A 20541-nucleotide genomic window follows, 5' to 3' on the forward strand; every position below is an offset into this window, starting at 1 on the left:
GCCCAGCCACCTCACACCGCGCCGCTATGTCGTTATTCGGCCCTACCTTGGTAAGCGCTTCTTGGCAAAGCACGCACACCAACGCAAGTCACCTTTTAGTCGGAGCACTAACCAAGGTAGGGCCGAATAGCAATCTTGCGGGGAAGCGTGAGGTGGCTGGGCGCTTATAGGCTGCGGGGTTCCGTTCTAAAGCTCTCGGCGCGCGCAGCGCATGGCCGAATGAATGACTGCGGTCCACTTAGCGTTGATTCTTCGAGCGTGAAATCGCAAGGTTGCCTAAGCGACTCGTTATGCGTGGAAAGTCCTATTGCGGCCACTGTATGGTTAAACCAGACCACCCTTTCCAGCCATCGTGCCTGGGGTAAAAAGCTGCTTTCTTTGGTGACTTTCTTTGCAGCAGCAAAGAAAGTTACCCCCCCGCCGGGGAGGCGGCTACTGAATAAAAAGCACAAACAACAGAAGCCCCTTGCACCACAGAACTATCAGTTAGAGCACCGCTGTCCGCATCCGATTCCGCCGCCCCACTCGTTCAAATCAATCCACAAACAATCGCCGCAATCAACGAAACACTCACGATCACCACGCCCGCCGTACGCCGCTTATTAAGCTCGGTCCACAACAACACCCCCGTCAGCGACAGCAAAATAATGCTCCCCGCAAACGTATCGATCAGCAGCACCCAGCCGACGCTCAATCCCACGCCTTTGTGCAAATTCGTCATCGCCGCGAGGAAGGTGTTTTCCGTGCGCTTGACCGACACGAAGTTATTGCCCACCCAATACTCCGCCGACACATTGCCACCGGGCGATGCCACCATCACCGACCACTGTTCCGGCTGAAGCGTGCTCTTATCGCCCCATCCAACCGGATGCGCAGGTTCACGTCGCGTGCGCCCAAGATTGCCATCGAGCTTCAACTCTTTCTTGAGCCACACCCCGAGATCGCGCGGCGACTTGAAGCCTTCGGCGGGCAACGGCATCTGCATTTGCGAAACCTGCGGCTCGCCGGTGGAAATGCGAAGCGGCGGCGCGCGGTGATTCAACAAAAAACCTGTCACGCCGAAAAGCAGGCCCAATAAAGCGCCCCACAACCCGACCCAACCATGCACCTTGCGCAGCCATTTGAGAAAGGTCGAACGGCGCGAGCGGTTCTTGCGGACGATCTGTTCCGCATCGTCGATCAGACGTCCATGCGGGCGATACTGCGTCGTGCCGCTCGCGACGGGCGGCGGCGGGTTGAGTGTGTCAGGCGCGTTCAAGCGTCTCTCCGAAATCGGGAACCGGGCGGCCCGCGCCGTAAGCCCCGAGCATCGGATGCGCTTTTCAGGCGTGGCCGCCCAGAAAGGGCGGGCAAATGAGAATTGTTATCATTACACGCGAAAAAAGTCTTTTCAATCCTTTGCGATTGCCTGACAACCCGCTTCTATGACAAAAAATTTCAGACGGGCCAGAGCGGGCCTTCCTGCATCGCGCCGATTTGCTCGCGCAATTCGAGGATGCGTTCTTCCCAATAACGCTGCGTGTTGAACCATGGAAACGCCGCCGGGAACGCCGGATCGTTCCAGCGTCGCGCGAGCCATGCCGCGTAGTGAATCAGCCGCAGCGTGCGCAGCGCTTCGATCAGATGGAGTTCGCGCGGATCGAACTCCGCGAAGTCTTCGTAGCCCGCGAGCAGATCGGTGAGGGCGCGCGAGGCGTCCGCGCGTCCGCCGGGCAGGAGCAGCCAGAGATCCTGAATGGCCGGGCCCATGCGGCTGTCATCGAAATCGACGAAATGCGGACCGGCGTCGGTCCAGAGCACGTTGCTCGGATGACAGTCGCCGTGCAGGCGCAGGTGGCGCACATCGCCCGCACGGTCGAAGCAATGCGCGACGCCTTCCAGCGCCATCGATACCGCGCGTTCATAGGCTTCGCGAACATCGTCGGGGATGAAACCGTGCGTCAGCAAAAACTCGCGCGGCTCGAAACCGAACGTCTGGATATCGAGCGTGGGCCGTTCGCGATACGGATCGAGCGCGCCGACCGCGTGAATGCGCCCGATGAAGCGCCCGAGCCATTCGAGAATATCGCTGTGATCGAGATCGGGTGCGCGGCCGCCGCGGCGTTCGAACACGGAGAAGCGAAAACCGTCGAATTCGTGAAGCGTTTCGCCTTCGAGCACGCGGGCACCAACCACCGGAATCTCACGCGCCGCGAGACTCGCGACGAACGCATGTTCTTCGAGAATCGCCGCGTTGGACCATCGCGCGGGCCGATAAAACTTCGCGACGACCGGTGGCCCGTCTTCCATGCCGACCTGATAGACGCGATTCTCGTAGCTGTTGAGCGGCAACAATCGTCCATCGGTGCGGGCGCCTGCGGGCATGAGCACGCTGTCGAGCGCATCGAGCACGCACTCGGGCGAGAGACCGGCGAAGGGCGGGGCGTCGCCTTGCAAGGGCGCGCCCGGAGAATCGGAATGAGGTGAGTTCATTCCGGCATTGTGCCGCGCCTTGGACGCGGCAGGTTCGTCCGGTACGCACGCACGCGCGCGGCGGACGCTTCCTCAATGCATGACCGTGTTCGCGGGACGCACGACATCGCCCGTGTCGATCAGATCTTCGAGGAAGAACGGCTCCGTATTGAGCAATTGGGTCACGCCGGGTTCGCCCGCATACCACGCGACCATGGCCATGTCGCCGAGAATGCGCATGACGATCCCACGCGCCCCTTGAGGGACGGCGATATGCACGGAGCGGACAATCGAACCGATTTGCATGATGAACCCCGTTAAAGCGCCGGCTAAAAACGCCGGTCATGTATTTCACCTGCACAGCCTTTTCATGGCTCGTGCACCCAGACAACCAATCGCGTCACTGTTGCGCGACGCGCAGCACGAATCGACTTCATGAACGATTGTGCTTCCACTGTAGCGCATCGATGCGCGCATGCGCGACGGCAAATGCCCGGAAATGTGAGGAATCGCGGACGATTGGCATCATTTACTCGTTGATCGACCGCATCAGCCAAGCGTCGTATTAGGCAAAACCCTAGGATCGGCGTATCGTTTCGATTTTGCTGTTTTCAGCGGAGACTTCATTCGTGAGCGTATCACCGGAGCCGCAGCGGTCGGGCGATCAACCTGCATCGGCGGAAGCGCCCTTTCTGGAGCGTGGATCGAGGGCTTACTGGCGTGCATCGCTGGCGCTGCTGTTCGCGGGTTATGCGACGTTTTCGCTGCTCTATTGCGTTCAGCCGTTGCTGCCGGAGTTCACGAAAGCGTTCGGCGTGAGTCCGGCGGTGAGCGCGCTGTCGGTGTCCGTGAGCACGGCGGCGCTGGCCATTGCCATCTTCATCGCGGGATTCGTCTCCGAAAGCTGGAGCCGCCATCGGTTGATGACGCTCTCGCTGCTCGCCTCGTCCGTGTTGACGGTGATCGTCGCGCTGCTGCCGAACTGGCACGCGTTGCTTTTGGTTCGCGCGCTCGAAGGCTTCGCGCTCGGCGGCGTGCCGGCAGTCGCCATGGCCTATCTCGCGGAAGAAGTCGCGCCCGAAGGTTTGGGTCTCGCGATGGGTTTATACGTCGGCGGCACGGCAATCGGTGGCATGGCCGGGCGCGTGATCAGCGGCATGCTTGCGGACTGGTTTGGCTGGCGCGCGGCCATAGGCGGAATCGGGTTGCTTGGGCTGCTCGCGACGTTCGCGTTCCGCGCTTTGCTACCGCCGTCGCGACGCTTCATGCCACGGCGCGGTGTGGGCTTTCATCATCATCGGCGCTCGCTTGCGGGGCATTTGCGGCACGGCGGATTGCCGTTTCTTTTCGCGATGGGCTTCGTCCTGATGGGCAGCTTCGTCACGGTCTATAACTACGTCGGCTATCGGTTGATCGCCGCGCCGTTCTCGCTGAATCAGACGCAGATCGGCGCGATCTTTACCGTCTATCTCACCGGCGTGGTGGCGTCGCCATGGTCCGGCAAGATGGCCGACGTCTTCGGGCGTGGCCGCGTGCTTATCGCCAGTCTTTTGCTGATGATGCTCGGCATCGCGCTCACGATGTCGTTCTCGCTGCCGGTGATCATCGCGGGGATCGCGTGTCTGACGTTCGGGTTTTTCGCGGGGCACGCGGTGGCGAGCGGTTGGGTCGGGCGGCTTGCCGCGCAGGCAAAAGGGCAAGCGGCAGCGCTTTATCTTTTGGCTTACTACCTTGGATCGAGCCTGATCGGCTCATATGGCGGGCACTTCTGGACCGCGTTCGGCTGGCCGGGTGTCGCGGGGCTGATCGGTTTATTGCTGCTGATCGGACTCGCCGCCGCGCTCTATCTGAACCGCCGCGAACGCGCGACGACCGCATAGAACGAACGTGCTGAAAGCCAGTTGAAAATTCCTCAGACTAAGGGTTTTTCCGCGCTCGTTTAAAAATGCGCACGCAACGTCTTGTTGTAGTTGACTTGGTGCGCTGCAACGTATCGTCGTCCTTATAAAGTCTCCCCGCAAGCGAGATTGCGCGGCCTATACTCGAATCGTCGATGCAGCTTTCCAGGCAAACACGACAGCGAAAAGCAGGACGAAGGGAGATGCAACATGACGTACTTCACGATCGGCGATTTCATTCTGATCATCCCGATGGCGCTGGCCGGCGCGCTGTTCCTCGGGGCCATTCCATGTGCGACGCATTTCAAGAACAACGTGCTCCGGATTTTCGGCGCGTTGCTCGGCGTGCTGGTGGCGTTTCTGCTGGTCGAAGGTTTGCCCGCGCTGGTCTAGCGGCGAGGCGAACCGATGCAAACAAAAAAGGCGCGCTCACCGCGCGCCTCCGGGATGCTTTTGGCCTCCCCGATCTCAAACTACCTTCAAAGCTGTTCGCCGAGGAATGTCAGCGTGCGCCCATGCGCGAGCGCCGATGCCTTCGCATTGAACGACGCGCGATCGCCGCAATTGAAGCCGTGATCGGCTTGGGGATACACATACAGTTCGGCGTCCTTGCGGCTCGCGAATTTCTGACGCACGGAATCCACGGCATCGGCGGGGATGTGGGCATCCAGTTCGCCGTAGTGGAACTGCATCGGCACCTTGATGTTGTCGGCCTGATCGAGTGAGTTCTGGATGCCGCCGCCGTAGTACGCGACGCCCAGATCCACGAACCCTTCCGCCGCCGCCAGATAAGCCAAACGCCCGCCGAAGCAATAACCGATTGCCGCGACTTTGCCCGTCACTTCGGGCAGCGCGCGCAATGCCTTGGCCGCTGCGCCGACATCGGCGACGGCTTCGTCGATCTTGGTCTTTTGCAGCAACTCCATCGCCTTTTCACGATCGGCGCCGTCGTACGTCAATTCGACGCGCGGCTGCGTGCGCCAGAAAACGTCCGGCGCGAGCGCGATGTAGCCATCGGCCGCGTATTGATCGGCGACGCTGCGGATATGCGCGTTCACGCCGAAGATCTCCTGCAGGATGATCACCGCCGGCCCGCTGCCGGTTTTAGGTAACGCGAGATAGCCCTGAAAGCTGTCGCCATCCGCGGGAATGTCGATCCATCTGGAATTCACGGAAACGGTCACGTCGAGGCTCCTTTGCCTTGGTCGAAAATACTTGAGGCAAGTGAGTGTGCCAGCTTTCCCTTTCAGTCGCCTGAGCGAGCCCGCGCCTCGGCTTCGAACGCACTGGCACGACGCTTGACGCACCCGGCATTTTTAGAAGCGCTGGTCTAACCCGAACGGAGAATAAGCTCTTAATAACAGAGTAATGAAATGCAAGCCGGCGATTAACGGCAGCATCCGCCCAAACTTGAATGGGATGCAAACTCCGCGCGGCCTCATCCCCCGCAAACCCGCATGCAACGGTCGTCTTCAGGCGGTGTCACCACAAACCGCCTCATATCACAACCGGACTTTAATCGGTAGTGACACCAGTATCTTAAAAAACTTCCCTAAATTAATTTGACAACCCTACACTTGCGCGCAGTGCGGATGGCGGTCGCCACGAATGACCGCTGGAAGGACTTGCCAAGTGCATGACGATGCATCCGGCGTGGTCGTCCACGGGACTGAGCGATCGTGATGAAAGACGGGGCACAGGGCGATTACGTTGTCGTTGTTTTTGGGACCGAAACTGGAGACTTACATGAAGACCAAGCTTCACAAAGTGTTGCCGATCAGCGCCGCAGCCGTGCTGTTCGCTACGTTGGCAACGTCCGCAGCAGCCGACCAGGTCGTGAAGATCGGTCACGTCGCTCCGCTGACCGGCGGGATTGCTCACCTGGGCAAGGACAACGAAAACGGCGCGCGGATGGCAGTCGAAGAAATCAACGCGAAGGGTCTCACGATCGGCGGCCAGAAGGTCACGCTCGAACTGGACGCACAGGACGATGCAGCCGACCCGCGTACCGCCACGCAGGTCGCGCAGAAGCTGGTGGATGACAAGGTCGTCGGCGTCGTCGGCCACTTGAACTCGGGCACGTCGATCCCGGCATCGAAGATTTACAGCGATGCGGACATCGTGCAGATTTCCCCGTCGGCCACTAACCCGACCTACACGCAGCAAGGTTTCAAGACGACGTACCGCGTCGTCGCGACCGATGCGCAGCAAGGTCCGGCACTCGCCAACTACGCAGCCAAGCAACTGAAGGTCAAGAGCGTCGCCGTGGTGGACGACTCGACCGCCTACGGTCAGGGTCTCGCGAACGAATTCGAAAAGACCGCCAAGTCGCTCGGCCTGAAGGTCGTTTCGCACGATGCGACCAACGACAAGGCCGTGGACTTCCGCGCGATTCTCACGAAGATCAAGGGTGAGAACCCCGACGCCGTGATGTACGGCGGCATGGACGCGACCGGCGGCCCGTTCGCCAAGCAAGCCAAGCAGCTCGGCCTGCGCGCGAAGGTGCTGGCGGGCGACGGCGTCTGCACGGAAAAGCTGTCGGACCTCGCGGGCGACGCGACCGACAACATCGTGTGCTCGGAAGCCGGCATGGCGCTGGAAAAGATGGAAGGCGGCGCGGCGTTCGCGGCGAAGTATCAGAAGCGTTTCGGCCAGCCGATCCAGATCTACGCGCCGTTCACGTATGACGCGGTGTACATCATCGTCGATGCGATGAAGCGCGCCAACTCGACCGATCCTTCGAAGATCGTCGCTGCGATGCCGAACACGGACTACAAGGGCGTGATCGGCGAGACGACCTTCGATTCGAAGGGCGACCTCAAGCACGGCGTGATCTCGCTGTACGACTACAAGGGTGGCAAGAAGACCCTGCTGGACGTGGTCAAGATGTAAGCGATTCGGGACTTCGGTCCTGAGAAACGCGCGGCTGCTCTTCCATGAGCGCCGCGCGTTTTTTTTATACCTTCCAGCGTTTGAGGATGCGCGGTCCGATCACGGTGATGATCAGGCAGCACGCCGCGACCACGCACAGGCCAATCGGCAGCGTGCTGATCTGCGCGACGCCGCCGATCAGCACCGGCCCGAGCAACAGGCCGAAGTACGCCAGCCCCGCGACATGCGCCAGGCCTTCTGCGGCCGTCACGCCTTCCACGCGCGCGCCTGCCGCGAACAGCACCGGCATCATGTTGGCGAGGCCGAGGCCCATCAGCGTGAAGCCGGTCATGGTGACGAACGTGTTCGGCACGACCAGGGCCATCACCATGCCGATGAACGCCAGCCCGGCGCTCGTGAAGACGAGCTGCGGCGCGCCGAAACGGGCGCGCACGGCATCGCCGCCGAAGCGTCCTGCGGCCATCCCGCCCGAGAATGCGGCGTAGGCGGCGCTGGACACCGAAGGCGTGGCGCGCACGATATCGCGCATATAGACGGTCGCCCAGTCGTACATGGCGCCTTCCGCGATCAGCGCGATCAACGCGAGACCACCGAGCATCCACAACGCGCCGGAGCGCCAGCGATTCGACGACGACGCCTTCGCGTGCTCGTCCTGATGCGGGACGTGCGGCAGCACCGAGGGCAGCGACACCAGCAACACAATCAGGCTCACGCCCGATGCCAGCGCGAGATGCGCTTCCGGTGCCAACCCGCGCGCGAGCAGCGCGCCACCCGCCGCCGCACCTGCCATGCCGCCTACGCTGAACATGCCGTGCAGCGACGACATGATCGGCCGCGCAAGCGCCTGTTCGACGGCGCTGGCCTCCGCGTTCATGGCGACATCGAGCGTGGCCATGCCGTAGCCGAACAGCGCGAGCACGATGAGCAGCAGCCAGAAATACGGCGTGACCAGAATCAGCGCGCCCGCGATGATCATCGCGCCGCCGCCCGCGAAGCACGCGTTGCGCGTGCCGACGCGCGCGATCCACGCGGCATTGGTCAGCATCGCGCCGATCGAGCCGCCCGCCACCGCGAACAGCGCGAACGACAGCATGCCGGGACTCAGGCCGAACTTGTCGCGCACGGTTGGGACGTGCACGCCCCAGGAGGCGTACATCATCCCGGCGATGAAGAAGACGGCCATGGTGGCGTAACGGGCGCGCTCACGCGTGGCGGGCGGCAGGCTGCGATGCAGGTCGAGCGCGGCGTTGGAATCGTGGGTCGAGGCGGGCGGGGAGGTCGAATCAGACACGGGAGAACCGTTCGAGAGGTTTACGCAATTCAACCGGATGGGCAGCTATTCCAGAGAACGCGGAGGTTTTCGATTCTATCGAACGTAAGGAAGGCTTGCTCGTCGCTGGTGCAGCTTCGGCGTGCAGAACAAATCCATCGAAATGGCGAGATCGCGGATGGCGCTGATACGGAAGTTCAGCCTTTCTCGCAATGCGGCGGCGCGAGCGCTTTGAAAGTTTGCGCAATCGTTTAACTCAAACTAATGCCGGCGGCGAATTAGTATAGCGCCTTGCTCCCGATTCCCGTATCCAGCGCATAAGCCTGTTTTGGCCCGAATTGAAGCTGTCCGGCATGGTTTTCCAGCACGGGTCAAGTTATCGCCCAATGCTATGTTCAGCGTGCATGTTTTGCGCTGGTTTCATCGGATGGCAACTTCGTGTGTGTGGAGAATCAGCGCAATTAAAAATGTCCTTTATGTCCCGCAAAGAGTAAGAAAGGTTCGGAAAATGTTACGAGGGAACGCGTGCGGCTAATCGAGTGGCAATTCGCACACTCGCGATAATCCAATCTGTGTTAATCTGCGTGCCAATCCGAGGTTATACTAATCTAAAAAGAAGCGGGCGCCGACTCGCGGAACAGCAAACCACCTAGGGAATTGCCATGCCTTCATACAAGGAACTGCTCGCACAGCGCGAGTCTCTCGAACGTCAGATTGAAGAAGCAAAGTCGCGTGAGTACGCCGAAGTGCTTAATGAGATCAAGCAAAAAATGGCGGATTACGGCATTACGCTTCAGGAATTGGCCGGTGGCCGGAGCGCAAAGACCGCCAAGGCATCGCGCGGCCGTTCGGGCGTCGCGCCGAAGTATCGCGACCCGGAAAGCGGCAGCACGTGGTCGGGCCGGGGCAAGCCGCCTAAATGGATCGCAGGTCAGGACCGTGACGGCTTTCTGATCAGCAAGTAAGTCGACGCATTAAATTGCTCGCAATCGCCGCGCTACTATTGCGCGGCTTTTTTTCGCCCGCCGTTACAGTGACGTCGGAATACGGAGCACGCCGTTTGCTACGCGAATCGGTATGCAGGGCTTTGCGCCGGAATTTCTCATCGTCGGAATAAAACGAAGGATTGGCTGAACGGTCTAGAAGTGTGGGAGCGATCTTCGTGGTCAATTACGCGTTGCTTTCGATCCCACTCGGGAAGCAAACCCGTTCGTTCCGTAATGTTCGGTAGATTTCTACCGTGCGCAAGTTTCGACCGTCCGTAATACGTCAAGCCGAAATGAGGTGCGCAAGATGGCTTCGCATCACGTCAGCCCTTCGCCGAAACACGATCAACTCTTTGTCTGACGGCCCGGGTTCTAATTCACCCGGCGAAACCCAGTCCGTCAAACGTGAAAATCCACCGTGTTTAAATGAGTTCGGGAACCAGTCTACGAAGAGCGTCAAAGCGGCAACTGCGTATCGAATTTGATTTCCCGAAGCACCACGCTCGTTCGGACTTGCGCAACGGCAGGGATTTTGAAGATCCGGTCGTGAAGAAACGCGTCATACGCCTTGATGTCCGGCGCGACAATCTTGAGGATGTAATCCGATTCGCCCGTCGTGCTATAGCACTCAGTCACTTCTGGACACGTTGCGATTTCGCGTTCGAATTGCTCGACGCCGCCTTCCGTATGCCGCGTGAGGTGAATATGCGCGAGTGCGCACACGTGCAGGCCCAGCTTTTCGCGATCGAGCAGCGCGGTATAGCGCTGAATGACGCCCGACTGCTCCATGTCCTTGATACGCCGCCAGCAGGGCGTGCTGGACAGCCCGACCTGATCCGAAATTTCCTGAACGGAGCGGCGGGCGTCCAATTGCAGAAGACGCAGGATTTTTTGTGAGAATGTATCGAGAGTCAACTGCGCCTCCATTCGGTCGCGATCTGACTCTAATGTTAGAGGCGCAGAAAAAGAAACGCAATCCAAAGCGGCAGCGATGAGGTAGTTTCCCTAACACACGCGCCCCGCCGCGCGTTTTTACCCTTCAGTCAAACCGTCGTTCGCGGATGCCGCGTCACCCGCGTTATTGGCGGCGGCCGTAGCCTGCGTGGCGCGCAGTTCCGCGAGCATGTTGCAGAAGAGCGCGCCTTGTTCGATGGCGTCATCCAGCGCCACGTGCGTGTGCGGCAGCTCATCGAACCAGTGCTTGGGCAAGCGCGGCTTGATGGCCTTGCGGTACGGCAGGCCGGTCATCGCGAAGGCCAGCGTCTTGATGTCGAGCGCCGACCACGAGAACGGACAGCGCTCGGCGAAGCGCATCATGTACCAGAACATATAGGTAAAGTCGAAGCCTGCCGGATAGGCGACGAACACCGGCTTGCCCGGCAGCGCTTCCACCCATTCGACATAGGCCCGAAGCGCAATTTCCGGCTTTTGCAGATCGGTTCGGCAGGCGGCCCATGCATCGGGCTGGGTTTTCCACCATGCGGCCTGAATCGGATGCGCGCTCGCACCTTCCAGCGTTTCCAGATTCGCCGAGAACGTGCCGATGATCTGCTTGTCCGCGGTGAACGCCGCCGACGCAAAACTCAGCATGGAGTGCGGGCCGGGGATCGGGCCGTCGGCTTCCACATCGGTGCTGACGAAGATTTCGGGGATCGCGTTCATGCGGCGACTCCATCGCCCACGAAGGGATTGCTGCGACGCTCGTCGCCGAAGGTCGATGCAGGTCCGTGGCCCGGCACGAAGGTGATGTCCTCGCCGAGCGGCCAAAGCTTTTCGCGGATCGAACGAACGAGGTCTGCGTGATTGCCGCGCGGAAAGTCCGTGCGTCCGATCGACCCGGCGAACAGCACATCGCCCACGAAAGCCAGCCGATGCGCACGGCTGAAAAACACGACATGGCCGGGCGTATGGCCGGGGCAGAAATAGACTTCGAGGGTTTCGTCGCCGAAGCGCACGGTATCGCCGTCTTCGAGCCAGCGGTCGGGCGCGAAGACTTGCGCAGCGGGAAAGCCGAAGCGCTTCGATTGCGCGGGAAGCTGATCGATCCAGAACGCGTCTTCCTTTTGCGGGCCTTCGATCTGAATCGAATAGTGCGCCGCGAGTGCGCCTGCGCCGCCGCAGTGATCGAGATGCCCGTGCGTCAACAAAATCTTCTCGACGCTCACGCCGTGCTTATCCACTTCCGCGATGATGCGCTCGATATCGCCCCCCGGATCGACGATGGCGGCGCGCCCGCTGGCCTCGCAGATAACGATGGAGCAGTTCTGCTGGAACGGCGTCACGGGAACGAGGATGACTTTCATGGATCGGCGTCGGCGCGAGAGAGTATGTAAAACGTTCATTCTACCGGGTGCCGGAACGTACGCACGGCACGACAGCTTTCGACGCAGAAAGGCCCGCAAACCAGCGAATTCTTGCGGTCATAGGCAAAATCAATGATGAAAATCGCAGTTCGGCAAGACTAACCCCACTTTTTTTGTATAATGCCCTTACTTGTGCATGGGGAAGTCCATGCCGTCAATGGGTGAATGTCTGAACGCCAGCGCGTTTTTACAATCATCATCAGTACGCTGTTGGAGGCCAAAAGCCTCGTAACTGCAACTCAAGCACCTTCAGTTTGGTGCACACGTCTTGTCCGGCCAGACGCCGCGCGTCTGTCGATGGCCTTAGCCGCCGTCACGCTGGATGGGGCCTACGCCGCCGTTCCTGCGCTGTTCATTGCGCACGAATGTGAAGCCACGTTCGACTGGCGGCATGTGGGGTCTGGTCAGGCTGCCGGGGACAGGCTGCGCCAGACGTGAACAATAACCGGGTTTTGCGCGCGTTTTTGCCGCATCCGAGCACGTGCTTGCCGTTCGTTTTGTCGAGCGGCGTTTTGCATTTGCGAGGCATACCCAGAGCGATCTTGCGCGCCCGCACGGCTGCGCGGTGGCTCATCAACTGACAAAGAACAACCATGAATGCTCGATTCATTCGACACATCGGCGGCCTGCTTGCCATCGTGCTTGCAGGTTGCGCCGCGCCGGGTTCGGGCGATGTCGCATCCAATCCTCAGACGACTAACGTCGTGAGCACGAGCGATGCCCGCTCGCCCGCGCCGCTCGCGTTCGACACCAATCTGAAGAACGTGCCGGACGACAAGGCTCAACAAGGCCAGTCGCTCGCCAACGCCGAACCGATCACCAGCGGTCCGGACGCCAGCAGCTTCGAACAGAAGGGCCGGGCCTCGTGGTACGGCCGCATGTTCCATGGCCGCAAGACCGCGAGTGGCGAGAAGTTCGACATGAACGCGATGACGGCCGCGCATCGCACGTTGCCGCTGGCATCGTGGGTTCGCGTGACCAACGAGGTGAATCAGAAGAGCGTCATCGTGAAGATCAACGATCGTGGGCCGTATGTGAAGGGCCGCGTGATCGACCTGTCGTACGCGGCGGCTTCGAAGCTCGGCATGAGCAGCATCGGCACGCAAAAGGTGAAGATCGAAGGTTTGACGCAGGCGGAAGCGCGTGAGGCGCGTCAGGATACGCAGTCGCTTGCAGCGGACAATTGATCGTCCGGCAACTTAATCAAAGACGGGCCGTTTCGACGGCCCGTTTTTTTATTCCGCTTCGTCGTCGTCGCGCTTGCTGAGCAGCAACGCGCGCTCATACAACGCGTTACGTGACGCGCCCGTCAATGTCGCAGCGATGCGCGCGGCGCTCTTGACCGACAACTCGTCGAGCAGCGTTGTCAGCAATGTATCGTGAGCATCGTCGGCATCTTCTTTCTTGGGCGCGCCTTCCACCACGAGCACGAATTCTCCGCGCTGCCGGTTTGCATCTTCTTCGAGCCACTTAGGCCCTTCGGCCAGGGTGCAGCAATGCAGACTCTCGTGTAACTTCGTCAACTCGCGTGCGATGAGAATGCGCCGCGCATCACCGAATGCCTCGGCGAGCGCGCGCACTGTCTCCACGATCCGATGCGGCGCCTCATAGAACACCGACGCCAAAGGTTGCGCAGCAAGCGCGCGCAGTTGCGTCGCGCGTTGCCTGGCCTTCGACGGCAGAAAGCCGATGAACGAGAACCCGCCGACCCACGCGCCCGCCGCGCTCAACGCGGTGACGAGCGCGCTCGGTCCGGGCAGCGGGATGATGGGAAGACCCGCTTCGCGTACGGCATCGACGAGACGCGCGCCCGGGTCCGAGATGCCGGGCGTGCCTGCATCCGACACACACGCGATGCGTTCGCCGTTCTTCAGATGCTCGATCACACGCTCGGCCGCGCTGCGTTCGTTGTGCTCGTGCACGGCGATCGACGGCTTCGAGATGCCGTAACGCGCCAGCAGTTGCGACGTGTTGCGCGTGTCCTCGGCGGCGATGCGATCGACGAGCGCGAGCACATGCAGCGCGCGCACGGTGATGTCGGCGGCATTGCCGATAGGCGTCGCGACAACATACAGCGCGCCCGTCGGATAGTGCTGTCCAACGGCCAATTCGGTGACTTGAAGCATGAGCGCGACGTGTTGAGAGGGAACGTCATTCTGCCACGCGACGACATCACAAACTTTTGCGAGATCCCAATGTCCAAAACGCTCGGCGATACGTTCGAGGCGCGCGCGCTCGAATATTTGCAGGACCAGCGCATGCGATTCGTCGCGCGCAACATCCGTTGTCGCGGTGGCGAGATCGATCTCGTCATGCGCGATGAACACGATGCGTTGGTCTTCGTCGAAGTCCGCGCGCGCGCGAGCCGCCGTTTCGCCGATGCCGCGAGCAGCATCACCGCGACCAAGCGCACGCGGATCGTGCGCGCTGCACAGCATTACTTGATGAGCTGGCGTGGCACGCTGCCGGTTTGCCGCTTCGATGTCGTCACCTTCGATGCAGGCCGCGTGCGCTGGCTTCCCGACGCGTTTCGCCCCGATGGGTCATGAATGCGCGTCGGGATCGCGCGATGCATGCGGTAAACTGCGCCAATTCCGATGCATGGACATTCGCGGTCCTGCATCACTAATCACGAACCGCCGCACACAGCGGCCGATGATCGAGAGTCGATGTCAGTCGAACGCATCCAACAGCAATTCCGCGACAGCGCGGCGCTCACGCATGAAGCACTCGACATACTGGCGGTCCCCATCGCGGCGGCCGTCGATACGCTTTTCGGCGCGTTGGCCAACGGCTCGAAGATTCTCGTGTGCGGCAACGGCGGTTCCGCGGCGGATGCCCAGCGTTTCGCCGCGCATCTGATCGGTTGCTTCGAGCGCGAGCGTCCGGGTTTGCCGGCCATCGCGCTGACGACCGATACCTCGATTCTCACGGCCATCGGCAACGACTACGCGTTCGAGCAGATCTTCTCGAATCAGGTCCGCGCGCTCGGTCATGCGGGCGATGTGTTGCTGGCGATCTCGGCATCGGGCAATGCGGTCAACGTGCTCGCGGCCATTCAGGAAGCCCACGAGCGCGAGATGATCGTCATCGCGCTGACCGGTGATGGCGGCGGCGCGATGTCCGAAGTGCTCGCCGACACCGACATTCAAATTTGCGTGCCGTCCGGACGGACCGCGCGTATCCAAGAAGTCCATCTGCTGACCATTCACTGTCTGTGCGACGGCATCGATGCGATGTTGCTCGGCGAAGAATGAATCCAAAGGAGGTAGCGAGTTGATGAACAAGACACGCGTCAGGGCGACGCTGGCCAATGCCACGCTCGTGGTGAGCATGCTCTCGGGAGTGGCGTTGACGATGCAGGGTTGCGCGTTGTTCGTGGTCGGCGGCGTGGCCGGCGGCACGTTGATCGCGACCGACCGACGCACGCTCGGCGCGCAGACCGAGGACCGCGAGATTCAGGTGAAGGCGCTCAAGGCCATTCACGACAACTTGCCCGATGCCGCGCATGTCAACGTGACCGTGTTCAACCGTCGCGTGCTGCTGACCGGCGAAGTGCCCGACGATGCCTCGAAGCAGAAGGCCGAGGCTGTGGTGCGGGACATCAACAATGTTGGGAGCATCGTCAACGAACTGTCGGCGCAGGGTGCGAGTTCGTTCTCCTCGCGCGCCAACGATTCGTACCTCGAAGGACGCGTGAAGACCGCGATGGTCGGCGAGAAGGACTTGCGCGCGAACTACTACAAGGTCGTGTGCGAGCGTGGAGTGATCTATCTGATGGGTCTCGTCACGCCGGACGAGGGCGCGCATGGCGCGGATGTCGCGGCGCGTGTGCCGGGCGTCGAGCAGGTCGTGAAGGTCTATCAGTACATCAAGCCCGAGGACGTGAAAGCGGTGGAAGCGGCGGCGGCGGCTGCATCCGATGCCGGTGCGGCGAGCGCGCCGGTTGCGCCCGAGGCGACGGTGGGCACGGTGCCGGATTCATCGGTGACTTCGCGTCCGCTGGATACGCAAGCGCCCGCGCCGGTGAAGAACTCGGATGTGCATCCGGGTGGATCGACTTCGGGGGGCGCAGCGAAGTAGATGAAGACTTTTGTTTTTTTAGGTTCGATGTTGGTTGCTGGGTCGACGGTGGCTGCTGAACCGCCTGTTTCTTCTGCCACCGCGATGACGATTGCACGCAGCAATGCGTGCATGGGATGTCATGCGGTGGATCGCAAGCTCGTGGGGCCGTCGTTTCAGCAAGTCGCCGATAAGTACAAGGGCGATGCGAATGCGCCTGCGAAGTTGGCGCTCAAGGTGAAGAACGGCGGTTCGGGCGTGTGGGGCGCCATTCCGATGCCCTCACACCCCGCCATGAGCGACGCGGATGTGAAGACGGTGGTGGCGTGGGTCTTGGCGGGGGCGCCGGTTAAGTGAGGGTTGCGTTTGGTATGTAGTCGTGTGATAGAATTTTGCAACGTTGGGGGGGTAGCTCAGCTGGGAGAGCGTCGCGTTCGCAATGCGAAGGTCGGGAGTTCGATCCTCCTCCTCTCCACCAACCAACATTCCTAGCAAGTCCGAAGAAGTCCCGAAACCCCGCAGCCAGCAAGGCTCGCGGGGTTTTTTGTTTCCAGTGTCATCCGAGATCATCCTATGTCACGCGACGCCATTTGGGGGCATGTTCGGGGGGCATGTCGAGCCGCGACACAGGCGATGCCCCCACTCACAGTTATGAGCGCCCCACTCGCTCATCGAGGCTATGACTTACGCTTGGAATCGAGTTCCTCAGCGCTCCAGTGTCCCTGCGTAAGAAAAAGTTATCCATTACTGCGCGTTAGTTACGGATACGAAAAAGATCTAACGTTTGCCTTATAAAGCCTTGACGACTATTGGCTTTGCCCCGAAGCTAGCTAGCCGTTGTTTTATATGAGAAATCCCGTGTCGTTGACAGACGTTGCCGTAAAAAACGCGCATTCTAGAGATAAGACCTACCGAATCACCGATGGTGCGGGGATGTATCTGGAAGTTACCCCATCCGGTGGCAAACATTGGCGGCTGAAATATCGATTTTCCGGCAAAGAAAAGCGATTGGCGTTGGGGTCGTATCCGCTGGTCTCGCTGAAAGATGCCCGCCGGCGTCGTGACGACGCGCGCCGTCTTTTAGCAAACGGCATTGATCCAAGTGCTGAGCGCCGGATTCAAAAAGCAGCCGCTGTCGCGCGTTCGGCTAATAGCTTCGAGGTTGTTGCCCGTGAGTGGTTCGCTCGACAGGCGCCGACGTGGGCAAAGTCACACGCCGATAAGGTAATCGCGCGTCTAGAGAATGATGTCTTCCCGTGGCTAGGCGGTCGCCCAGTCGCGGATATCTCTGCACCTGACGTGCTCGCCGTCTTACGGCGCGTGGAGAAGCGGGGCGCGCTCGACACGGCTCATCGCGTTCACCAGAATTGTGGACAGGTATTTCGCTACGCTATAGCAACAGGCCGCGCGTCAAGGGATGTGTCGGCCGACCTGCGTGGAGCGCTCGCACCCGCGCAACATACGCACTTTGCTGCCCTAACGCAACCGCAGGAGGTGGCTGAACTACTACGCGCCCTTGACGGCTTCCAGGGTACATTCGTTGTGCAATGCGCGTTACGGCTCGGACCGCTCCTGTTCGTCCGGCCGGGCGAATTGCGAAATGCCGAATGGAATGACATCGACCTCGAACGCGCAGAGTGGCGATATAACGTATCGAAGACAAGAACTGACCACCTCGTTCCGCTCTCCACACAGGCGTTGAGCATCCTGAGTGATCTACATGCTCTTACCGGACATCGCCAGTTCGCTTTCCCTGGACGTGACCCGCGTAAGCCAATGAGCGGCGCGGCGGTCAATGCAGCGCTACGTCGATTGGGTTATGACACACGGACGGAAATCACCGGACATGGATTTCGAGCAATGGCACGTACCATTCTTCACGAGCAGCTCCGCTTTCCGTGTGAGGTGATCGAGCATCAGCTCGCCCATCGGGTTGCCGACAACCTTGGAACAGCTTACAACCGAACGAAATTCATCGACGATCGCGTGCGGATGATGCAGGTCTGGGCAGACTATCTCGACAAGCTCAAGGCAGGCGCGCCCATCTCTGCTGACGCAGTGCGCTAGGCAGTCGAAGAGATGCGTTCGCGTGCCGATGGATTTCGTCGATTATCGCTACTGGGTAGCACTCGACCGGTGGACCGTGAAGGAAGCCGCGCTTTTGCTCGACTTAAAGGACCCAATTCTGCACTCAGATTTCGCGGTTCGGTCTGAGAGAGTGCAACCAGAGTACGAGAAGGCAAGGCAGATCGCCACCGTTATCAAGCGCATGAATTGGGGCCAACGTTACGGTATGTGCAAATGGGAGATAAAGGACGATCCGATCTTCATATGCGATGCTGTTCAGCGTGCCGGTTTCGCGTTGCCGAAAACATTGATCCATGAGCTGGCTCGCCGACAACGGCGAGATGCATCGCCGACGATGCCAAGCTTTCGCGAAGAGAAAGAGGGCAAAAGTGCAGTAACGAGAGAGCGTAAAACCATGCTCAAGCTCATCATCGGACTTGCAATGGGCGGCTACCGTATGGATCCGGACGCACCTCGGAACCTTCACGCGAACGAGATGCGGATTGATCTTGAGCGTGCGGGTGTACCGCTTGACGACGCAACAATCAAAAAGTATCTAGACGAAGCGCGCCGATTAAGGAGGTCGATACTTGATCAAGGGCAATAGCGTAACGTTGTTCCCCTGATTGGGGTTTCTTGCTCCGTCTGCCTTCAACGAGTTCAAGCTACCCACCCGTGGTTCATCGTTTCTTGATCGGCCTCGCTAGTTGACGAGCACTACGGGCCTATCAATTTTGATCATCAAGAAATCAGCAAGCTAACGTCAGTCGCTAACATATTGAGCAGGCTTTCGTTAGCGGTCAGCACGCCAAAATCGAACATCGCTCGAGTCAATTCATTCCACTCATCGAGATGAGTCTAAGCAGTGGAAATATGATTGTCAGTATAGTTGCCCCAATTCGATACACGTCCGATATCTTCGGGCAATGATCCTGCGTTAAGCTTACATCGGCAGCGCGCCGGCGTTGTCATCGCTCCATCGGCCGTTCGCCAGTAAGAATTGTTTTCGATGCCGGACGCAGATTGAATTCAAGAGTCGTCCTAAGTCGTGCGTTGCAGAACACCCAAAATGGAGCACTCAAACACAGCGTCACTCGACTCAGTGACGAGACATCTCAACCTTAGCTTCTTCTCAAGCGCAACCCTGTTATCTAAATATACGTATGGAAGTTCGAAATGCGCGGCATTGGGCGCGCGGAAGAGATTGGAAATTCAGAACTGTAACAGCGACATGCTTAGCGGTTAGTTCTATACATTTGCCTCAGTATTTTGCGGCGCGCACGGATTGTCGCTATGCCTTAATTGCAGTATCCGCCGTTCTCATCGCGATAATTGCCGGTTACGCTTTCTCAGTCACGACGCTCTTGGTAGCGGTCTTACCTCCAAGCTCGCTGATAGATGTTAAGTCGGGTGACGACTCAACAATCTTCTTTTCTGTGTTGATAACCTTAATCTCTGTGATTGAGCTACTAAAGCGTCAAGAATATCGGGCGGTACTAATCGCGCGAGTTGCCGAGTCACGGCGCGAAGTCTTGCTAACGCAACTAGCAAGTGACGCGGTAGGTAACCGCGTGATGAAAAATTCTTTTTTACATCGACTGGATGAAATGAAAAGTTCAGAAACTTTGAAAACACAGACGAACAGCGACGGGGTCGGCCTTGCAAATGGCCATATCGGAACTGTCGCGGACACGCATGGAAAAAAAATAAATAGCATCCGGCCGCTAGCAGGTTCAGAAGTCTTTGTTCCGATTGAAAAGCGAACCGTACGAGCGGTCTTACTTGTTCACGGTCTTTCCAGTTCGCCTTTAGAAATGAGCTACCTTGCCCGAGCTCTTGAGAAAGAAGGCTATGAGGTTAGCAGAGCGGTCATACCCGGTTACAGTGCAGCTCAGGGGGAGGAGGCCATGGAAGTTTGGATTCAGGCCGCACTCGAGAAGTTTGATGCACTCGCGGCGCGCTCTGATTATGTGGCGGTCTGCGGCCTGTCGATCGGCGCGCTGCTCGCTCTCGTAATCGCGTCGAGGCGACCGAGCCTCGACGCCTTGATTCTTTTGTCGCTAACTCTCCACTATGACGGTTGGGCAGTGCCGTGGTACGCAGGGGTGCTCCAGATCGCATACCATAGTCCATTAAGGCATCGCTATCGCTATCGCGAGAGCCACCCGTTCGGGCTCAAACATAAAGGGCGCCGCGATCGTGTTGCTCGTTCCCTTCGGCGAAAGCGAACAAGCTCGGTTGGTCCGGCTACACTTACGCTGAGCGCTCTGTATCAGGCTCGCCGACTCGGCAAGCTTGTCATCGCCTCACTTCCGAAGATCCAAGCAGACACCTTGATCATCCACGCTATCGATGATGAGACTTCAAGTCCAGGAAATGTGAATGTCGTGCTTAGGGGGATGCGATCGCAAAATATACGCACGATATGGCTTGGTGATTCGTACCACATGATTACACAAGACAACGAACGCGATGTCGTTTGCCATGAGGTTGTACGCTTCTTGAAAAGGCAATAGTCTTTCTGTGCAAGTTCAGTGGCATTCGAAGTTCCT

General features: G+C 59.5%; 21 protein-coding genes and 1 tRNA gene. 13 read left to right on the forward strand and 9 right to left on the reverse strand.

All coding sequences use genetic code 11. The features are described 5' to 3' along the window. Nucleotides 1-529: 529 nt before the first annotated feature. From ACZCWR_RS02195 to ACZCWR_RS02205, 3 genes are all read right to left on the reverse strand, one after another. Nucleotides 530-1258 (reverse strand): PepSY-associated TM helix domain-containing protein, encoded by a 729-nt coding sequence (locus tag ACZCWR_RS02195; protein WP_487302118.1) that lies wholly within the window; start codon nucleotides 1256-1258, stop codon nucleotides 530-532. 179 nt (nucleotides 1259-1437) lie between these two features. Beyond that, entirely contained in the window at nucleotides 1438-2472 is a 1035-nt protein-coding gene (locus ACZCWR_RS02200; RefSeq protein ID WP_487302119.1) for a serine/threonine protein kinase, read from the reverse strand. A gap of 72 nt (nucleotides 2473-2544) precedes the next feature. Next, on the reverse strand, nucleotides 2545-2757 hold the full coding sequence (locus ACZCWR_RS02205; protein WP_487302120.1) for a hypothetical protein: 213 nt from the start codon (nucleotides 2755-2757) through the stop codon (nucleotides 2545-2547). A 323-nt stretch (nucleotides 2758-3080) separates the two neighbouring features. On the opposite strand from ACZCWR_RS02205, the gene ACZCWR_RS02210 reads away from it, so the two are divergent. Further along, nucleotides 3081-4331 (forward strand): MFS transporter, encoded by a 1251-nt coding sequence (locus ACZCWR_RS02210; RefSeq protein ID WP_487302121.1) that lies wholly within the window; start codon nucleotides 3081-3083, stop codon nucleotides 4329-4331. Between the two features lie 228 nt (nucleotides 4332-4559). After that, complete coding sequence (locus ACZCWR_RS02215; RefSeq protein ID WP_487302122.1) at nucleotides 4560-4742, forward strand: hypothetical protein; 183 nt, start codon at nucleotides 4560-4562, stop codon at nucleotides 4740-4742. 86 nt (nucleotides 4743-4828) lie between these two features. Here the strand turns inward: ACZCWR_RS02215 and ACZCWR_RS02220 are convergent, their stop codons facing one another. Next, nucleotides 4829-5533: a dienelactone hydrolase family protein gene (locus tag ACZCWR_RS02220; RefSeq protein WP_487302123.1), complete on the reverse strand. Its 705-nt coding sequence runs from the start codon at nucleotides 5531-5533 to the stop codon at nucleotides 4829-4831. Between the two features lie 562 nt (nucleotides 5534-6095). Between ACZCWR_RS02220 and ACZCWR_RS02225 the strand changes: the two genes are divergently transcribed. After that, entirely contained in the window at nucleotides 6096-7241 is a 1146-nt protein-coding gene (locus ACZCWR_RS02225; protein WP_487302124.1) for a branched-chain amino acid ABC transporter substrate-binding protein, read from the forward strand. Nucleotides 7242-7305: 64 nt separating this feature from the next. On the opposite strand, the gene ACZCWR_RS02230 is transcribed toward ACZCWR_RS02225, so the two are convergent. Continuing rightward, entirely contained in the window at nucleotides 7306-8532 is a 1227-nt protein-coding gene (locus tag ACZCWR_RS02230; RefSeq protein ID WP_487302125.1) for an MFS transporter, read from the reverse strand. Nucleotides 8533-9173: 641 nt separating this feature from the next. Here ACZCWR_RS02230 and ACZCWR_RS02235 point away from each other — a divergent pair. After that, nucleotides 9174-9476 (forward strand): H-NS histone family protein, encoded by a 303-nt coding sequence (locus ACZCWR_RS02235; RefSeq protein WP_487302126.1) that lies wholly within the window; start codon nucleotides 9174-9176, stop codon nucleotides 9474-9476. 477 nt (nucleotides 9477-9953) lie between these two features. Here the strand turns inward: ACZCWR_RS02235 and ACZCWR_RS02240 are convergent, their stop codons facing one another. The 3 genes from ACZCWR_RS02240 to ACZCWR_RS02250 form a co-directional block, all read right to left on the reverse strand. After that, nucleotides 9954-10424, reverse strand: a complete 471-nt coding sequence (locus tag ACZCWR_RS02240) for an Lrp/AsnC family transcriptional regulator (RefSeq protein WP_016346759.1) — start codon at nucleotides 10422-10424, stop codon at nucleotides 9954-9956. 105 nt (nucleotides 10425-10529) lie between these two features. Next, nucleotides 10530-11159, reverse strand: coding sequence for a 3'-5' exonuclease family protein (locus tag ACZCWR_RS02245; protein ID WP_487302127.1), 630 nt, complete (start codon nucleotides 11157-11159; stop codon nucleotides 10530-10532). Continuing rightward, nucleotides 11156-11800, reverse strand: coding sequence for an MBL fold metallo-hydrolase (locus ACZCWR_RS02250; RefSeq protein ID WP_487302128.1), 645 nt, complete (start codon nucleotides 11798-11800; stop codon nucleotides 11156-11158). Before ACZCWR_RS02250 ends, ACZCWR_RS02245 begins: the two co-directional genes overlap by 4 nt. A gap of 653 nt (nucleotides 11801-12453) precedes the next feature. Between ACZCWR_RS02250 and ACZCWR_RS02255 the strand changes: the two genes are divergently transcribed. Next, the gene (locus ACZCWR_RS02255; RefSeq protein ID WP_487302129.1) at nucleotides 12454-13047 is read left to right on the forward strand and encodes a septal ring lytic transglycosylase RlpA family protein; all 594 of its coding nucleotides are present in this window, start codon (nucleotides 12454-12456) and stop codon (nucleotides 13045-13047) included. A gap of 48 nt (nucleotides 13048-13095) precedes the next feature. Here ACZCWR_RS02255 and rsmI read toward each other — a convergent pair whose 3' ends face one another. Next, nucleotides 13096-13986, reverse strand: coding sequence for a 16S rRNA (cytidine(1402)-2'-O)-methyltransferase (gene rsmI, locus ACZCWR_RS02260; protein WP_487302130.1), 891 nt, complete (start codon nucleotides 13984-13986; stop codon nucleotides 13096-13098). 69 nt (nucleotides 13987-14055) lie between these two features. Between rsmI and ACZCWR_RS02265 the strand changes: the two genes are divergently transcribed. From ACZCWR_RS02265 to ACZCWR_RS02300, 8 genes are all read left to right on the forward strand, one after another. Beyond that, entirely contained in the window at nucleotides 14056-14409 is a 354-nt protein-coding gene (locus ACZCWR_RS02265; RefSeq protein ID WP_487302131.1) for a YraN family protein, read from the forward strand. A gap of 120 nt (nucleotides 14410-14529) precedes the next feature. After that, entirely contained in the window at nucleotides 14530-15117 is a 588-nt protein-coding gene (locus tag ACZCWR_RS02270) for a phosphoheptose isomerase (protein ID WP_487302132.1), read from the forward strand. A 22-nt stretch (nucleotides 15118-15139) separates the two neighbouring features. Then, entirely contained in the window at nucleotides 15140-15943 is an 804-nt protein-coding gene (locus ACZCWR_RS02275) for a BON domain-containing protein (protein ID WP_487302133.1), read from the forward strand. Nucleotides 15944-15970: 27 nt separating this feature from the next. Then, nucleotides 15971-16279: a c-type cytochrome gene (locus ACZCWR_RS02280; RefSeq protein ID WP_487303214.1), complete on the forward strand. Its 309-nt coding sequence runs from the start codon at nucleotides 15971-15973 to the stop codon at nucleotides 16277-16279. A 45-nt stretch (nucleotides 16280-16324) separates the two neighbouring features. Further along, nucleotides 16325-16400, forward strand: a tRNA-Ala gene (locus ACZCWR_RS02285). A gap of 380 nt (nucleotides 16401-16780) precedes the next feature. Then, nucleotides 16781-17989, forward strand: coding sequence for a tyrosine-type recombinase/integrase (locus ACZCWR_RS02290; protein ID WP_487302134.1), 1209 nt, complete (start codon nucleotides 16781-16783; stop codon nucleotides 17987-17989). A gap of 28 nt (nucleotides 17990-18017) precedes the next feature. Further along, a complete protein-coding gene (locus ACZCWR_RS02295; protein WP_487302135.1) occupies nucleotides 18018-18596 on the forward strand; it encodes a hypothetical protein in 579 nt (192 codons plus the stop codon). Nucleotides 18597-19521: 925 nt separating this feature from the next. After that, nucleotides 19522-20505 (forward strand): alpha/beta hydrolase, encoded by a 984-nt coding sequence (locus ACZCWR_RS02300; protein ID WP_488876489.1) that lies wholly within the window; start codon nucleotides 19522-19524, stop codon nucleotides 20503-20505. The last annotated feature ends 36 nt before the right edge of the window (nucleotides 20506-20541 follow it).

It is taken from the genome of Caballeronia sp. A2-2 (assembly GCF_057612605.2).

Bases quoted from the DNA above. Each gene is read 5' to 3' on its own strand.
- ACZCWR_RS02200 (WP_487302119.1), bottom strand. From the start codon at position 2,472: ATGAACTCACCTCATTCCGATTCTCCGGGCGCGCCCTTGCAAGGCGAC.
- ACZCWR_RS02205 (WP_487302120.1), bottom strand. From the start codon at position 2,757: ATGCAAATCGGTTCGATTGTCCGCTCCGTGCATATCGCCGTCCCTCAA.
- ACZCWR_RS02215 (WP_487302122.1), top strand. From the start codon at position 4,560: ATGACGTACTTCACGATCGGCGATTTCATTCTGATCATCCCGATGGCG.
- ACZCWR_RS02225 (WP_487302124.1), top strand. From the start codon at position 6,096: ATGAAGACCAAGCTTCACAAAGTGTTGCCGATCAGCGCCGCAGCCGTG.
- ACZCWR_RS02235 (WP_487302126.1), top strand. From the start codon at position 9,174: ATGCCTTCATACAAGGAACTGCTCGCACAGCGCGAGTCTCTCGAACGT.
- ACZCWR_RS02240 (WP_016346759.1), bottom strand. From the start codon at position 10,424: ATGGAGGCGCAGTTGACTCTCGATACATTCTCACAAAAAATCCTGCGT.
- ACZCWR_RS02245 (WP_487302127.1), bottom strand. From the start codon at position 11,159: ATGAACGCGATCCCCGAAATCTTCGTCAGCACCGATGTGGAAGCCGAC.
- ACZCWR_RS02250 (WP_487302128.1), bottom strand. From the start codon at position 11,800: ATGAAAGTCATCCTCGTTCCCGTGACGCCGTTCCAGCAGAACTGCTCC.
- ACZCWR_RS02255 (WP_487302129.1), top strand. From the start codon at position 12,454: ATGAATGCTCGATTCATTCGACACATCGGCGGCCTGCTTGCCATCGTG.
- rsmI (WP_487302130.1), bottom strand. From the start codon at position 13,986: ATGCTTCAAGTCACCGAATTGGCCGTTGGACAGCACTATCCGACGGGC.
- ACZCWR_RS02265 (WP_487302131.1), top strand. From the start codon at position 14,056: ATGTCCAAAACGCTCGGCGATACGTTCGAGGCGCGCGCGCTCGAATAT.
- ACZCWR_RS02270 (WP_487302132.1), top strand. From the start codon at position 14,530: ATGTCAGTCGAACGCATCCAACAGCAATTCCGCGACAGCGCGGCGCTC.
- ACZCWR_RS02275 (WP_487302133.1), top strand. From the start codon at position 15,140: ATGAACAAGACACGCGTCAGGGCGACGCTGGCCAATGCCACGCTCGTG.
- ACZCWR_RS02280 (WP_487303214.1), top strand. From the start codon at position 15,971: ATGTTGGTTGCTGGGTCGACGGTGGCTGCTGAACCGCCTGTTTCTTCT.
- ACZCWR_RS02295 (WP_487302135.1), top strand. From the start codon at position 18,018: ATGGATTTCGTCGATTATCGCTACTGGGTAGCACTCGACCGGTGGACC.